Origin of the sequence: Cyclobacterium salsum, from assembly GCF_010119245.1 — a bacterium.
In the GTDB taxonomy this organism is placed as follows: Bacteria; Bacteroidota; Bacteroidia; order Cytophagales; family Cyclobacteriaceae; genus Cyclobacterium; species Cyclobacterium salsum.
On record NZ_WNKG01000010.1, the window covers coordinates 139,511 to 153,147 of the forward strand.

A 13,637-nucleotide genomic window follows, 5' to 3' on the forward strand; every position below is an offset into this window, starting at 1 on the left:
CCAGCCTTCTATTCTGTTGCAGGTGAGGCTAATTGCTGGCGCAGTTGGTCCTCTTCCATCATTCGCTGATCCAGTTCCCAGGCATAGCTCCGTCCGCCTTTGAAGGCAAATTGGGTATAGGCCTTTCCTGCCCATTCCTTAGCCTGCGGCAAATCCCCTAAAACCTCATAGGCCAACGCCAGGTTATAACATATTTTCCCATGTGTTTTGGCGTCGGATGGCTGTGAAAGGCCGTCTTGCCAGGCCAAGATCGCATCTTCCCACTGATCTACCTCCGCATACCGGGCTCCTACTTCCAACGCCGGATTATCTTTGGATTTGCCATAATACGAACGGTTGATGGCCACATACATGGGTGCGACCCTCCGGGCATAGGCCGCTCCTGCCAACTGCCCCACGTAGCGGGTGGCCTGCACTTTATCGATCAGCAGGGCCAGTGCCTGGGTTTTGGTCTCGGCTTCGGCTGACCAGGTATTGGTTTTTGAAAAGTCCGCCTGATCTACGAGCGTACCCGAGGCAGGGTCATACAGGCGAAAGCCCACTTGCACGGAGGCGAGTCCTTCTGCCAGAATTCCCGGTACTTCAATGGTACGTTCCTCATTCCCGGAACCAACTTGTTTTTTCAGGGTTACTTTTTTTTCCGTCACCACAAAATCCGAATCGAATTTCTCCAGTGTTAGCACCCCATCTGCCTGGTATTTGTCGCATAAATAGTCAATTTGATCCCATGACAGTGGTTCCGGAAAAACCTGCCCGAAAAGCCCCCCTTTCAGTCTTTCGCCTGCACGGATGATTTCATAGCGGGGAGATGTAGCCAGTTCCTGCTGAATGGTCGCCATGGTCGCATCGATGGCATTACGAATTTCAAAAGGAGCCTCTCCGGTCAGGATGCCTTCAATAATGGCAACGCCCTGACTTTCCGGAACCGTTCGGTCCACCAGTAGCAAACGCTGAACATGGTTAGGAACCGGGATCTCCGCTGGCATCAAGCGTGTAAGGGAAACGTTTTTGGTACAGGATAACAGTAGAAAAAAGAGGATAAAAAAAACCGAATTGCCTGAAATCCATTTTGTTGAAGCTTCCATAGATCGTTTTAAAATTTCGTCAAATTTACGGAATTGATGGTGCTAACGTTCAAAAATAATCGAAAAAAAATACGGGACCATCCCGAAATCGAAATAGCCCCGTAACCGTGTGTTATTGCAAACTACCAGGGCTTCCCGGTTCCCTGAATGACCCAGGGCTTGGACCAGGCACTGTTTTGACCATCTACTTCTGAAAAGCTGGTTGCCTCCAGCCTGGAAATGGCCTCTTCTGTCTCGGCGGCATTCAGGTTCCGCTCCTGGATCATATAATAGAATCGTACCGGTATGGCCGATCGGATGGCAAAGGGACCCGCTTCCAGTTCCGGGAATCCGGTCCGACGGTAATCAAACCAGGATTCGGCGGCGGCTGTCCAGGAAGCAATCCATTTTTGCTCCATCAGCTGGGCGAGCGATCCGTCAAATTGAACTTCATCCTCTTGCAGGTAACTTTCTACCTGATCTGACAGCCCCCAGGTGGCAAAAGAAGCCTGAATCGCAGCGTTGTAATAATTTTCAGGGGTGTCTCCTACGCTCCATCCGTTCAAAGCGGCCTCCGCCAAAATAAAATTCACTTCCGAGGCAGAAATAATCCGCGCCCGCAATAGGGGACCAGTGGCATCACGATACCTGTCATTCAGCCAGGAAACATGGGGATTGAAAGCGGCTTGATTGGCATCCGGGCTGAGGTTGTACACTTGCGGACCGGGGATGCCCGGAGGAATACCCACGTAGTCGGGATTCTGGCTGATGTCTTCCAGGGCTACATTCCGTTCTTCCAGCACATCCGGAGAGAGCAAGCGCCTGCCATTTTCAATTTGATCCGTTCCGGAAGGAAGCGTTTCATCCACCACCAGCGGTATTTGAACCGGGTTGGCCCAAACGGACAGCCTGGGATCTTTCTTCGAGCGCATGGCCTCCACAAGGGTACGGCACATCTTTATTCGGCGATAACTGCTGGCATCGGCATCGTAACGGGTAGTATTCGGCCAGGAAGTGTCTTCACTGATACCAGCAAAACCCATACTGGCATCATCCGCCGGGTTTAGAATCAGGGGGTTGCCGTCTGGATTGGAAAGGATCTCCTCTATTCCCTGCTGCGCAAATTCGGGCAGCTTTTCGGATACCCGCATGTAATAGCGCAATCTCAGCGAATTGGCCATCTTCCTCCATTTTGCAGGGTCTCCGTTAAAATACACATCCGCGCCCTCAATGCTGCTGTTATAGGCACCGGCTGGTTGAGAAAGGAGCTCGTTGGCTGCCTGCAGGTCGGCCAGTACCCCGCGATAGATGTCCTCCTGCGTATCAAATGCCGGAAAGGTAGCTTCCGGTGTGCCTTCTGCTCCTCTCAACGCCTGCGAGTAAGGGGCATCTCCCCACAAGTCGGCAATCAGGCCAAACATCATGGACTTCATGACCAGCGTCACGCCCTGATGCAGCTCCTGATCCAATTCCACAGCTTTATCGTAAACGAATTGATTGTTTCGGAGAATGGCATAATAGCCCGTCCAGCTATTACTACGGTTCCAGTCATACAGGTTATGCGCCCCGGACCAACCGTCTTTTTGGGTATGCTGCATGACACCCGCAATATCCTGGTAACCCAGGTTAACAATGGTTTTGCCCGCTTCCGTCAGAACGGTAGAAAGCACCAGATTCGGATTAGCTGTTTCGGGATTTGCTCCATTGGGATTGATGTTCATTTCCACCAATTCTTCCGTGCAGGAAAAGGTACACAGGCAGGTCAGTATAAATCCGAGAATAAATTTATTATTGATTTTCATAGCCATTTCTTTTATTGTGATCACCAAACCCTGATTAAAACGTTGCGTTTACCTTAAAACCGATGGGCATCACCCAGGGCATCACATTCCATCGCTCAATGCCCTGCTTAAACTGAGACCCGGCCTGGACTCCGGAGGAAGGCTGAAAGGCCATTTCAGGATCCACGTTGATTTTAGCAGCTGTCCACAGGATAATGTTCCGGCTATAAACCGAGAAGTTCAACTGTTGCATTCGTAATGCCTGGGCAAATTTCTGCGGCGCATCGTATCCAAAGGAAACCTCCCTCAGTTTTACAAAAGAAGCATCGTACAGGAAAGCCCTTGCAAAACTCCAGGCCGTACTACCGGCATAGGGAAGGGTAAGGGTACCTCCGTCCTCTCCAATATTCTCGCCAAGGTTTTCGGCAAACTCGGTAGGATTCCCATCCTCATCAAAGGCTGTTGCATACACTCCGGGGATAAACACCCCGCCATAAGGCAGCGTGAAAGGCCCGAAGGTGAAAGGATACCCTCCATAATCCGGAGTAGGCCCACCCACAAGGGGGAAATTGTTTCCATTGATAAGGATCATGGATTCCCTATTTTCCAGCAGGTAGTCTTTCAGGGCGGCTCCGGAGCGGTCTCCCGGATGGATCAATTTATCCAGAAAAATCTGAGACCTGCCGTGTTCTTCTCCGAAACGGTAGGTTTGCGACACAAAATCACCTCCATTTCTCCAGTCAAAGGTCAGGTTAAGGTGAAAATTTTTGTAGGACAGGGAGGTTTGCATACCCAAAATAAAATCAGGATTGAAATTTCCGATTTTATTACGGCTGTTTACCGCGTCCACATCCTGCCATTTTCCGGTCTGATCCAGGATTGGAAACCCAAAATAAGGCGACTCCGGGTCTTCTACCGTCACTACTTTCGCATCGTAAATATCACCGATTTCTTCTCCCACATAGGTCCAGGCCCCGCCTCTGGCATCGGTCCACAAGGTATAATAGGGTAGTTCATCGGCCAGCTCCACTATACGCGTGCGATTACGGGTAAGATTGAAATTTGTAGTCCAGTTCCAGTTTGGACCCTGTACCAGGTCTGCTCCCAGGGTTAGTTCTATGCCTTTACTGCGCAGAAGTCCGGCATTGATATTTTTGGCAGAATAACCGGTAGAGGGCGGAAGTCCGGTGCTGAAAATTTGATTGCGATTTTCTACCATGTAGTAGGTACCACTAAACCTGATCCGATTGTTGAATAGGTGCAGATCCACTCCCCCTTCGTAAGAAGTCGCAATTTCGGGCTTCAGCGAGGGGTTTAGCAGCGTCCCCGGAAGAGAAAGCCGGGGCACATTCCCCCAGGCTCCGGCATTAGACAGCGCAGCAATAAGCCGGTAGGGATCTGCGTCGTTACCAACAGAAGCATAACCGCCTCTTAATTTAACAAGGCTAAAGGGCTCAGGGAGGGCCAATATTTCATTGAAGAGCAAGCTAAGCGAAGCAGAGGGGTAAAAATACGGTGCCGCATCCGGCAAGGTACTGGACCAGTCGTTTCGGGCAGTTAAATCCAGGTAAACCATGTCTTTGTACCCCAGATTCGCCAGTCCGTATAAGCTATGGATACCCCGCTCAAACCTGCTATTGGAATACTCAATATTATCGGGTGCAATATTTTGTACCGTGTAGACACCCGGTGTAATCAGACCGGCACCTGCCTTGGAGCCTGCAAAGAAGTTGCTGCCATTTTGGTAGCGGATATTACCTCCTCCGGAAAGTGAAAGGCTAATATCACCGACATCTTTGCTATAGGTAAGCAAAAAATCGGTATTGGATTCAAACCCCTGCAACTCGGTAATACCATAAGCTCCTTCCGGTTCCTGACTATAGCTTCTGCCAATTTTGCTTTCCCTGGTTTCCCGGTACAAATCGATGGCATACCGGGCAAAGAAGCTAAAAGAGGGAGAAATCTGCCAGTCGAGCTTCATGTTTCCAAAAACCCGGTCCCGGGTAAAACTATTGTTTACCTCATTGGCCAAAAAGTAGGGGTTGTTGGTGACACGCACTTCCTGGTCGGCATCCACGGTTTTTTGTTCCAGGCCTTCCTGTCCGGGCATCCAGTAATCCTTCAGATCCAGAATGTTCACATGCGGCGAGGTTTCATACACCCATTGAAGGGGGTTAGTACCTCGCTCTCCGGCGGGCCGGTTATTCGAATTGTTTCGGCTAACATCCAGATTGGTGCTCAGGCGCAAGCCCTTACCAAGTTCCATGGTAGAATTGAAGTTCAGGGTATTCCGAAACAGGTCTGCATTGGGGATGATGCCTCTGTTACGCATATTGGAATAAGAAACCCGGTAATTCATGGCGCTAGTACTGTTTGCGATGGAGAAGCTATTGGCAGAGGTAATCCCAGTTTGCATAAAATTCTGCACATTATCCGGATAGGATACCAGGGGAATGGGAATCGGGTTACCATTTTCATCCAGCGGACTATTCCATTGCACGGCTTCGTATCCCTTATCCAGCGCAGCACCAAAAGCGGCGTTTACATTTTCCTGAACCAGGCTCCCAAAAGGCATGGATAGCGGCGTTCCACTAATATCCGGCGGGATGGCCGAAAATTGCCCGGAACCAAAATCACTGTGCCACTTCAGGAATTTAAACGGCACATCGAAAACAGTATTGGAGGTCACATTTATTGTCAACCGGTCCACATCTCCCCGCTTGGTAGTGATGAGTACCACGCCGTTACCTGCTCTGGAGCCGTATAATGCTGCTGCACTCGGTCCCTTCAAAATGGAAATATCGGCAATATCATCGGGGTTGAGGCCAGAAATTGCATTCCCATAATCCACCCTATTTTCCGTACCCACCGAAGAGACGTTATTCAGGGTATTGGCAATGGGAACCCCGTCTACAACAAAAAGAGGCTGGTTATCCGAGCTCAGGGAGGTCGCACCTCGGATGACCATGCTTACGGATGAACCCGTGGCTCCGGTGGAACTGATGGTAGCTCCGGCTACTTTTCCAGCCATGGCATTTAGAAAGCTTTCCTGCGCTACGCGGGTCATTTCTTCCCCTGCCACCCGCTCGATCGAATAGCCCAATGAAATTTCCTCCCTTCGGATACCCAGTGCCGTTACGACTACTTCGCCCAAGGCCGCTGCATCGGGTTTCATTTGCACATTGATTTCCGATCGGTTCCCTACCGCTTCCTCAACCGACTCGTAACCGATGTAGGAAAAGACAAGTACTGTATTTGCTCCGGGAACCTCAAGGGAATAAGCACCATTGACATCCGTAGCAGTGCCTTTCTGACTGCCTTGGATCAGGACATTTACCCCCGGAATCCCCAACCCATCTTCTGAAGAGATGACGGTCCCGCTCACCTGCCGGCTTTGCGCCAGCACTTCGAAATTAAAGGTTCCCGATAGGAACCATAACAGGAGCAGCCCCATGCTAAACCTGTTTGGATGTAACTGTTTTACCATAAACTCCGCCTTATCGTTTTTAACCTGATTTCTTATAGTACTCTAAGAATCAAAAACATACCCCTTATAGGAATCTATTTTATGGCAAATAGCAGAATAATCCAACGTTAACACATACACTTTTCGTTAAGAAAATATATCTATTGTGTTAATTAATTAATAAGGATAGCATATTTGGAAGGAATTAATAAAAAACCGCAATCTTAAGCGTGTAGGTAAAAAATCAGGCTTTTCACTTGCCCGAGAGCTTGTTAAGGGTTCGGTCTATCCATCCCAGCTTTTTCGATAGCTTCGGGCCGGGAGCAAAGCGATAAACGAAGTTAAATCGATAATTTCCGGTACCCGTATTCACCCGATAGCCCGCTACGGGTGCCAGGTTTACCTGATTGTAAACGTAGTTAATATTAACCGACCAGCGTTCTGAATTGTAACCGGTAAATCCGCGTAAAAAATAATTTGGTCGAACCGCCCAATTTCGCTCCTCATTTCCATCTGCAAAGTGCAGGGAGGTACGCCCTAAAGAAAGTCCCGAAGCCGCCGAAAGGGTAATGAAAAAATGTTTTTTAAGCACCAATGAATACGCGTAGCCGATATTGGGGGCCCATTCCATGTATTTAACCTGTCTAAGATCCGCCTCCCGGCCCAAGGTAGTTGGGAGAATTCCTTTTTGATTGCGAATTTGACCACCGTATAGTTCCATTCCAGCCAAAAATGATCCCGCAGATCGTTGCTGCCATTCATTTTGTAAAAAGGCAGCCCGGTAGGAAAATTTATCACCGTTAAATAGGTATTGTACAGAAGCTCCCACCTTTCGTAGCTTCATGTCAGGAAAAAGTCTGGACTCCCCATCAAGGAGCTGCCCATCACTCCTGTGCAAGTAATAACCGTTGTAAAACTGACCGAATAAATCAATGACCCAGTTTTTGGGATAGGCATGGGCTTGAAGGTCCAGGTAGTTCGTTTCCCCCCTCTCTCTTTCGGGATTGATAAAACCAAAGCCATAAGCCAGATTTAAGGTCAGGTTCTGATAGGTCACGCCCAGCCCCATATTCAATGTGGAGTTGGGCATGTAGAGGAGCTTATATCCTTCATTTTCCAATCCCAACCCGGTATATTTTCGGGAGAAGTAATACCTACCGGTGAGTTTTGTGGGATAGGCCCGGTAATAGGAGCTATCTTGTTCGGTTTCCTGCGCAGGAGAATGAGTAATAAACAGGATCCATGCACTTAGTATGAACAAGCAATGCTTCATGGCCGTAAATTAAAACCAATATGGAAAGGAACAAGTAGCTGCAATAAGGAACGAGTTTAAGGTTCAAATAAGGAAAAAGGAGGTCAGTAAAAATAATTTCGAAATAACCTCCTCTTTAAATATGAGAAAAAGATAAGTACAAAAAGTTGCTTAATCACCCAGGACAAAGGTAAGGAAATTAATCCCAATAAAGCAATCAATTCTTCTTAGTAGGTTTCGATAAAATAAAGAAATAATTACAATGAAGAACTTCTAGAATGTCCATTTTTTATAAAAACTTCCTAACCTTTCTCAGAAATTATTAGTAATAGTACGGGGTAATTTACAGGAAAACAGAATCCCAGACGGGTATTACCCAGCATAATTTAATTATTTTAATTATCATTTGTTTTTATTTTATTAGAACCTTACATTCCTTCCCATTGATCTAGGATATTCCTAAACGGGAATACCTCTCTGCGTAATCACCTTCTTATGTCTGTTGTTATTAACGGGTATGCTTGAAAAAAATTTAATATTTAAATAATCCAATTAAAAAAAGTTTAACAATACGGTTTCCCGGTACTTTCCGTCGTTGCTCAGCCCAAATTAAATGGCGAACGCCTCAAAATGGAAAAACCATTAGCCTCTTCACAATCAATCCTTTCGTCAGGTAGATTAGAAAATTGAGTTGAGTAATTCCCTAAATCTTATCTTTTCCGGAAAACCACTTTTTAAAGTAGTAATACAAGGGGTTAGAATATTTCAGGTGCTTCCAGGGTCGGCTGCCATGGGGCCTGTGTCCAACGGGAAGGTCCATTAGAATGTAATTTTCGAAGCCGACATCCAGTGCCTTGTGACTAATATGAGTATCGTACCAGTCTTTTTCGAGATCCAGATCGGCGAAATCATATTGTTTCAAAAATTCAATACTTAGCAAGGTACAGCAAAAGCTAAGACTACGATTGGTCTCAATAGCACCCTTCCTCTTTTCATTTTTAAATTTAAGGTACGGAAAATTTACCCTTCCCTGTTCATCATGGGTAATGGCCCCCACCAAGCCCGCGTTGGGAGTATTATGAGCAAAAGAAAGAAGCCGTTCAATGGTGTCTGGCTGTACCGTTACATCCGATTCAATGATGATCAGCGGCACCTTGGCTTCCAGTGCTTCTTTCTGGGACATCCACAGCACCTTATCATAATTGGGAGAAGGGTGATCGGTCAGCTCTTCCAGGTGGATCAACTTAAAATCCATCTCCTGACTAGCTGCCTGCAATGCCGATTTGGTGTCGTCAGAGGAAAAATCATTAAATACCCAGTAGGCAAAACGGCCCGTAGACTGCTTCACCGCCCGGATGGTCTCAAGGGAAGCCTCCACGGCATCTTTTACGGGTGTGACTACGAGTGCTTGCATCTGTCCGAAAACTAAAACAGCCCCGGATGGTATCTCCGGGGCCAAGTGATCATTTCAATTTAGCCAATGATTCCTTGATTCGTTTCAAGGCTTCCTTAAGCTCGCTTTCCGAAGCAGCGTAAGAAAGTCTGACGGAATTAGGAGCACCAAAAGCCGCCCCCGTCACCAGGGAAACGTGTGCTTCGTTGAGCAAATACAGGCAAAAGTCATCGGCACTTTCAATTTTTTTATTTTCCGGAGTGGATTTGCCAAAAAAGGCAGAAATATCCGGAAAGAAATAAAAGGCTCCCTCAGGTACATGTGTTTTGATGCCCGGAATATCCCGCAGCAACGCCAACACCAGGTCCCTTCTTTTCAGATAGGCGGCTGCCATCTCTTCGGTGGGTCCCTGATCGCCTACCAGACCTGCCAAAGCTGCCCGTTGCGCGATGCCCGTGCCGCCGGAAGTAAACTGTCCCTGAATTTTCTCACAGGCTTTGGCTATGGCCAAAGGAGCACAAATGTACCCTACCCGCCATCCAGTCATGGCATACCCCTTGGAAAAACCATTAACCGTAATGGTTCTGTCAAACATTCCAGGGAAGGACCCGATGCTGGCATGCTGACCGGTAAAATTAATCAATTCATAAATCTCATCGGCAATCACCACCAGGTCTTCTTTCGATTTCACCACCTCTGCGATGGCTTCCAGTTCTGCTTTACTGAAAACAGATCCGGATGGGTTGCAGGGAGAGGAATAAATCACTGCCTTGGTCTTGTCGGTAATGGCCTCCTTCAACTGGGCAGCCGTGGCTTTGAAGTTATTTTCCAAATTCCCTTCAATCAACACCGGCACGCCTCCGGCCAGTTTGATGATTTCAGAATAGGAAACCCAATAAGGCGCAAAAATCACTACCTCGTCCCCTTCATTGATCAGGCACATAAAAATATTGGCAATGGAATGCTTGGCACCAGTAGAGACCACAATATTCTCAGCTTTGGCCTCCCCAATATGGTTTTGTTCACGGAGTTTTTTGGCAATAGCCTCCCGAAGATCCTGGTATCCAGCCACTGGTGGGTACGAAAAATACTTCCCCTCATCAATGGCCTCCTTGGCGGCTTCCTGTATGTGTTTTGGGGTTTTGAAATCTGGCTCTCCCAGGCTAAGTCCAATGATATCAATGCCTTGATTTTTTAGCTCCCTGGCCGTTTTTGCCATAGCCAGCGTGGCTGACTCTTCCATGTTGTTGATGCGATCGGATAGGATGGATTTCATTTAGGGTATGTTTATTTATGTATGATTATCAGTATTATATCTATGCGTTCGAAGGGAAATAGTACCTGCGATCGTATGATCCTTTCGGTACATTTTTTAATTTTGCAAAAATAAGGATAAAGCCAACGATTCCTAAATCTTTTACCAGTTTTGACTGCTCGGGTCGCAGGGCTTGTTCCTGATTTCTATTAAGGAGGTTGCTAGCCTTCCAAAATAAAGCAAAGATCCTAACGTTATCTACTTGATATGAAAACGCATTTTTACCTGCTTGGACTGCTTATCCTAACCGGTTTTACACCTGGGTATGGTCAGGAAAACGCTCCGGTTCAGGATCCGGATTCCTCGGGTGTGGACAATAGCCGTTTGCTGCCTACCTCCACGCCCGTATTGCTTTTCTCATCCGTAGAGGATGAGAAAAAAGAGGACAAAAAAAGCAAAAAGAAAAAACGTAAAAAAAATGTTTATTTCGGAGAAAAAACGAAAAAAACACTGATTAAGACGAGTTTTAGGGATCAGGTAACCTATCAGGTTTTTCATTTTACCCAAAGTCACCAGCAACCCGATCCTTACATCCGTGATATTTATTGGTACGATTCCAGAAACAAAGCCATCAAGAACTCTGGCTATGAAGCTTCTAAAGGCTACCTGCTACATGGTCCTTACGAAAAGCGAATCGGTGAAAATGTGGTCGAATCCGGCATGTATTATTTCGGGACCAAACACGGAAGGTGGATGTCCTATGATGGTAAAAACATCCTACTGGACAAACGGCATTACGCAGAAGGCTGGCCTAAAGACTCCAGAATCACTTATTATAACCGGGGAGAAAGGAAAATTGAGAAACTGACTCCGATCGAATACGAACTGGAAGAAGGGAATTTCTATCATTTTTTTCCAAACGGGCAAGTGGCTGTGACGGGCGAGTACCAGTTTGGAGAAAAAGTTGGATTGTGGACGGAATATTGGCCTGGCAAAGATGAAAAACGGGTAAGAAAACGCGAAATCCAATACCAGGCAGAAGCCTTTACCAATAACTTTACGCCTTTTATCCGCGCAGAATGGGATCAGGAAGGGAATCTCATTTACCGGACAACGAATTAGTAAAAAGCATCTTCAAAGTGTTTAAAGGCGATATTGCCGTGGCGGTCACGGTACACGCCCACAATATCAAAACGAATATCCTGATGCCAGTCTATTTTATGGATAAAATAATCGGCTGCCCGGATAATCAATTGTCGTTTTCTATAATCCACAAATTCCTCGGCATAGCCATAGCTGGTTCCGCTACGAAATTTAACTTCTACGAAGACCAATAGGCCCTGAAAGGTCATGATCAGGTCAATTTCGGCATGCTTGTACCGGAAGTTTTCTTCCACCAGCGCATAGCCCTTTCCTTCCAGCCAGGTTTTGGCGAGCTGTTCCGCCTCTCTTCCCTTGTCATTGTGTTCGGCCATTCTGTGATATTGACTATATTTGAAAAAACGATGGGATAAACGTGAATGAATTTATAAATAAAAAAGTTATTTTTCAGGATCTGGGCAGAAAAGATTACCGGGAAACCTGGGATTATCAGGAGCAATTGTTTGCCGATATCGTGGCGATTAAGGTCCAAAACAGGCAGCAAGAGCCTGCAAAGCAGCAAGTCACCAAAAATTACCTGCTCTTCGTCGAGCATCCGCATGTATATACCTTAGGCAAAAGCGGCAAAGCCGAGAACCTGCTCCTGGATGCCGAAGGATTAAAAAAATACGGTGCCAGCTATTACCCCATCAATCGCGGCGGCGATATTACCTACCACGGCCCTGGGCAACTGGTAGGCTACCCTATTTTGGATCTGGACAATTTCTTTACCGACATTCACCGGTACCTGCGGTATTTGGAAGAAGCCGTCATCGCCACACTGGGGGATTACGGAATAGATGCGGGGAGAATTGACGGGCTTACGGGTGTCTGGCTGGACCACCTGCACCAAAAAAATCCGCGGAAAATTTGCGCGCTGGGGGTAAAATCCAGCCGTTGGGTGACCATGCATGGCTTTGCCTTTAATGTCAATGCCGACCTGAGTTATTTTGAGCACATCGTCCCCTGCGGCATTCGGGACAAGGCCGTCACCTCCATGCATGTGGAACTGGGCCGGCCGATAGATGAGTGGGAGGTAAAAGAGCGCTTAAAGCGACATTTAGCCAGGCTCTTCGAAATGGAACTCGAGGATTTGATATGAAGAAGGATATTGAATTTCACCCGGTCACAGGAGTCAAGTTGGCCATTGCCAGGGAAAAAGATGGTGATGGATGGTCCGCATACCTTATCAATAATAACCTGATCGAGCTGACCACCTTGCTGATTACCTCCCGGGCTTATGGAGAAATGGAGGGTAAGAGAAAAAAATCCTCCGTTTTAAGGCATATGATAGAACGGCTGGAACCCACTAGTTTTGCCCGGATTGAAGGGATTGACCCCGATCTTTTTGCACTGACAAACGAATTTTGGATAAGTTATTATATTGTGGATCAGATTTTTGACAAAAAGTTTATCTTTGTAGCAGGCAGTATTCAGGAAAATCACATGAGTTATATTCCTGAACTTGATTTGCACGGCATTGTACATACTTAACGCATATGGCTGATTTTTTTGAACATCTAAATGATATTCTGTTTTTGGATCTGGAAACCATTTCGGGAGCCAAAAGCCTGGAGGAACTTCCTCCCCGATTGCAGGAAGAGTGGAAGAAAAAGGCACGGTTTATCCCCGGGCAGGAGGAAAAAGATCCAGGGGATTTGTATTTCGAAAAAGCGGGTATCTATGCCGAATTTGGTCAAATTATATGTATTGGCGTAGGCTATTTCACCTATCGCAAAGAGGAAGACCTGCTTCAGTACCGTACCAAATCTTTTGCTGCTGAAACAGAGCATGAAATGCTTTGGGCCTTCCGGGAGCTTCTCTGTAAAAGGGACTGGACCCTTTGTGCACATAATGGCAAAGAATTTGATATCCCTTATTTGTGCAGGCGCATGCTGATCAATCAACTGCCCCTGCCGGAGGTGCTGCAACTTGCTGGTAAACGCCCCTGGGAAATCCGCCACCTGGATACCTTGGAGCTGTGGAAATTTGGAGACTACAAGCATTACACGCGCCTGGATCTGCTCGCAGCACTGTTTGACATCCCTAGTTCCAAGGATGGCATCGATGGTAGTGGTGTCAATTCCGCCTACTATGCCGACAATGACCTACCCGCTATCCGCCACTATTGCCTTCGGGATGTAGCCGTTACGGCAAGAATCTACCTTGCCTATCAGGGGCTTCCGGGGAATTTGGAATTTGAAACCATCAATCTGGATCTGGACGAACCAATGGAAACACAAAGCCCGGAATAATTTAAAATAAATATCCGTACCTTTAATGCAT

At 46.9% G+C, this 13,637-nt stretch carries 11 protein-coding genes; 4 read left to right on the plus strand and 7 right to left on the minus strand.

Annotated features, from left to right (window positions below; translation table 11 throughout):
• Positions 1–8 precede the first annotated feature (8 nt).
• The 6 genes from GJS45_RS18160 to GJS45_RS18185 all read right to left on the minus strand — a co-directional run bounded on the left by GJS45_RS18160 (position 9) and on the right by GJS45_RS18185 (position 10,232).
• Positions 9–1,085, minus strand: a complete 1,077-nt coding sequence (locus GJS45_RS18160; protein WP_235954851.1) for a DUF6340 family protein — start codon at positions 1,083–1,085, stop codon at positions 9–11.
• A gap of 122 nt (positions 1,086–1,207) precedes the next feature.
• Entirely contained in the window at positions 1,208–2,866 is a 1,659-nt protein-coding gene (locus tag GJS45_RS18165) for a SusD/RagB family nutrient-binding outer membrane lipoprotein (RefSeq protein WP_162343292.1), read from the minus strand.
• A 34-nt stretch (positions 2,867–2,900) separates the two neighbouring features.
• On the minus strand, positions 2,901–6,332 hold the full coding sequence (locus tag GJS45_RS18170; protein ID WP_162343293.1) for a SusC/RagA family TonB-linked outer membrane protein: 3,432 nt from the start codon (positions 6,330–6,332) through the stop codon (positions 2,901–2,903).
• Between the two features lie 232 nt (positions 6,333–6,564).
• A complete protein-coding gene (locus tag GJS45_RS18175; RefSeq protein WP_162343294.1) occupies positions 6,565–7,584 on the minus strand; it encodes a DUF4421 domain-containing protein in 1,020 nt (339 codons plus the stop codon).
• Between the two features lie 682 nt (positions 7,585–8,266).
• Positions 8,267–8,977 (minus strand): glycosyltransferase, encoded by a 711-nt coding sequence (locus GJS45_RS18180; protein WP_162343295.1) that lies wholly within the window; start codon positions 8,975–8,977, stop codon positions 8,267–8,269.
• 49 nt (positions 8,978–9,026) lie between these two features.
• Complete coding sequence (locus tag GJS45_RS18185) at positions 9,027–10,232, minus strand: pyridoxal phosphate-dependent aminotransferase (RefSeq protein ID WP_162343296.1); 1,206 nt, start codon at positions 10,230–10,232, stop codon at positions 9,027–9,029.
• 246 nt (positions 10,233–10,478) lie between these two features.
• Here GJS45_RS18185 and GJS45_RS18190 point away from each other — a divergent pair, with 246 nt between their 5' ends.
• Positions 10,479–11,333, plus strand: coding sequence for a toxin-antitoxin system YwqK family antitoxin (locus tag GJS45_RS18190; protein ID WP_162343297.1), 855 nt, complete (start codon positions 10,479–10,481; stop codon positions 11,331–11,333).
• Here the strand turns inward: GJS45_RS18190 and GJS45_RS18195 are convergent.
• The gene (locus GJS45_RS18195; protein ID WP_162343298.1) at positions 11,330–11,686 is read right to left on the minus strand and encodes a YraN family protein; all 357 of its coding nucleotides are present in this window, start codon (positions 11,684–11,686) and stop codon (positions 11,330–11,332) included. The two genes, GJS45_RS18190 and GJS45_RS18195, sit on opposite strands and share 4 nt — an antisense overlap.
• A gap of 41 nt (positions 11,687–11,727) precedes the next feature.
• On the opposite strand from GJS45_RS18195, the gene lipB reads away from it, so the two are divergent.
• The 3 genes from lipB to GJS45_RS18210 are packed head-to-tail and all read left to right on the plus strand — an operon-like array spanning position 11,728 to position 13,606.
• Entirely contained in the window at positions 11,728–12,453 is a 726-nt protein-coding gene (gene lipB, locus GJS45_RS18200) for a lipoyl(octanoyl) transferase LipB (RefSeq protein WP_162343299.1), read from the plus strand.
• Entirely contained in the window at positions 12,450–12,845 is a 396-nt protein-coding gene (locus tag GJS45_RS18205) for a hypothetical protein (protein WP_162343300.1), read from the plus strand. The genes lipB and GJS45_RS18205 overlap by 4 nt, the downstream gene beginning before the upstream one ends.
• A gap of 5 nt (positions 12,846–12,850) precedes the next feature.
• Entirely contained in the window at positions 12,851–13,606 is a 756-nt protein-coding gene (locus GJS45_RS18210; RefSeq protein ID WP_162343301.1) for a 3'-5' exonuclease, read from the plus strand.
• Positions 13,607–13,637: the final 31 nt, after the last annotated feature.

Excerpts from the sequence above, each read along its gene's own strand:
- GJS45_RS18160 (WP_235954851.1), bottom strand. The coding sequence starts at position 1,085 with ATGGAAGCTTCAACAAAATGGATTTCAGGCAATTCGGTTTTTTTTATC.
- GJS45_RS18165 (WP_162343292.1), bottom strand. The coding sequence starts at position 2,866 with ATGAAAATCAATAATAAATTTATTCTCGGATTTATACTGACCTGCCTG.
- GJS45_RS18170 (WP_162343293.1), bottom strand. The coding sequence starts at position 6,332 with ATGGTAAAACAGTTACATCCAAACAGGTTTAGCATGGGGCTGCTCCTG.
- GJS45_RS18175 (WP_162343294.1), bottom strand. The coding sequence starts at position 7,584 with ATGAAGCATTGCTTGTTCATACTAAGTGCATGGATCCTGTTTATTACT.
- GJS45_RS18180 (WP_162343295.1), bottom strand. The coding sequence starts at position 8,977 with ATGCAAGCACTCGTAGTCACACCCGTAAAAGATGCCGTGGAGGCTTCC.
- GJS45_RS18185 (WP_162343296.1), bottom strand. The coding sequence starts at position 10,232 with ATGAAATCCATCCTATCCGATCGCATCAACAACATGGAAGAGTCAGCC.
- GJS45_RS18190 (WP_162343297.1), top strand. The coding sequence starts at position 10,479 with ATGAAAACGCATTTTTACCTGCTTGGACTGCTTATCCTAACCGGTTTT.
- GJS45_RS18195 (WP_162343298.1), bottom strand. The coding sequence starts at position 11,686 with ATGGCCGAACACAATGACAAGGGAAGAGAGGCGGAACAGCTCGCCAAA.
- GJS45_RS18205 (WP_162343300.1), top strand. The coding sequence starts at position 12,450 with ATGAAGAAGGATATTGAATTTCACCCGGTCACAGGAGTCAAGTTGGCC.
- GJS45_RS18210 (WP_162343301.1), top strand. The coding sequence starts at position 12,851 with ATGGCTGATTTTTTTGAACATCTAAATGATATTCTGTTTTTGGATCTG.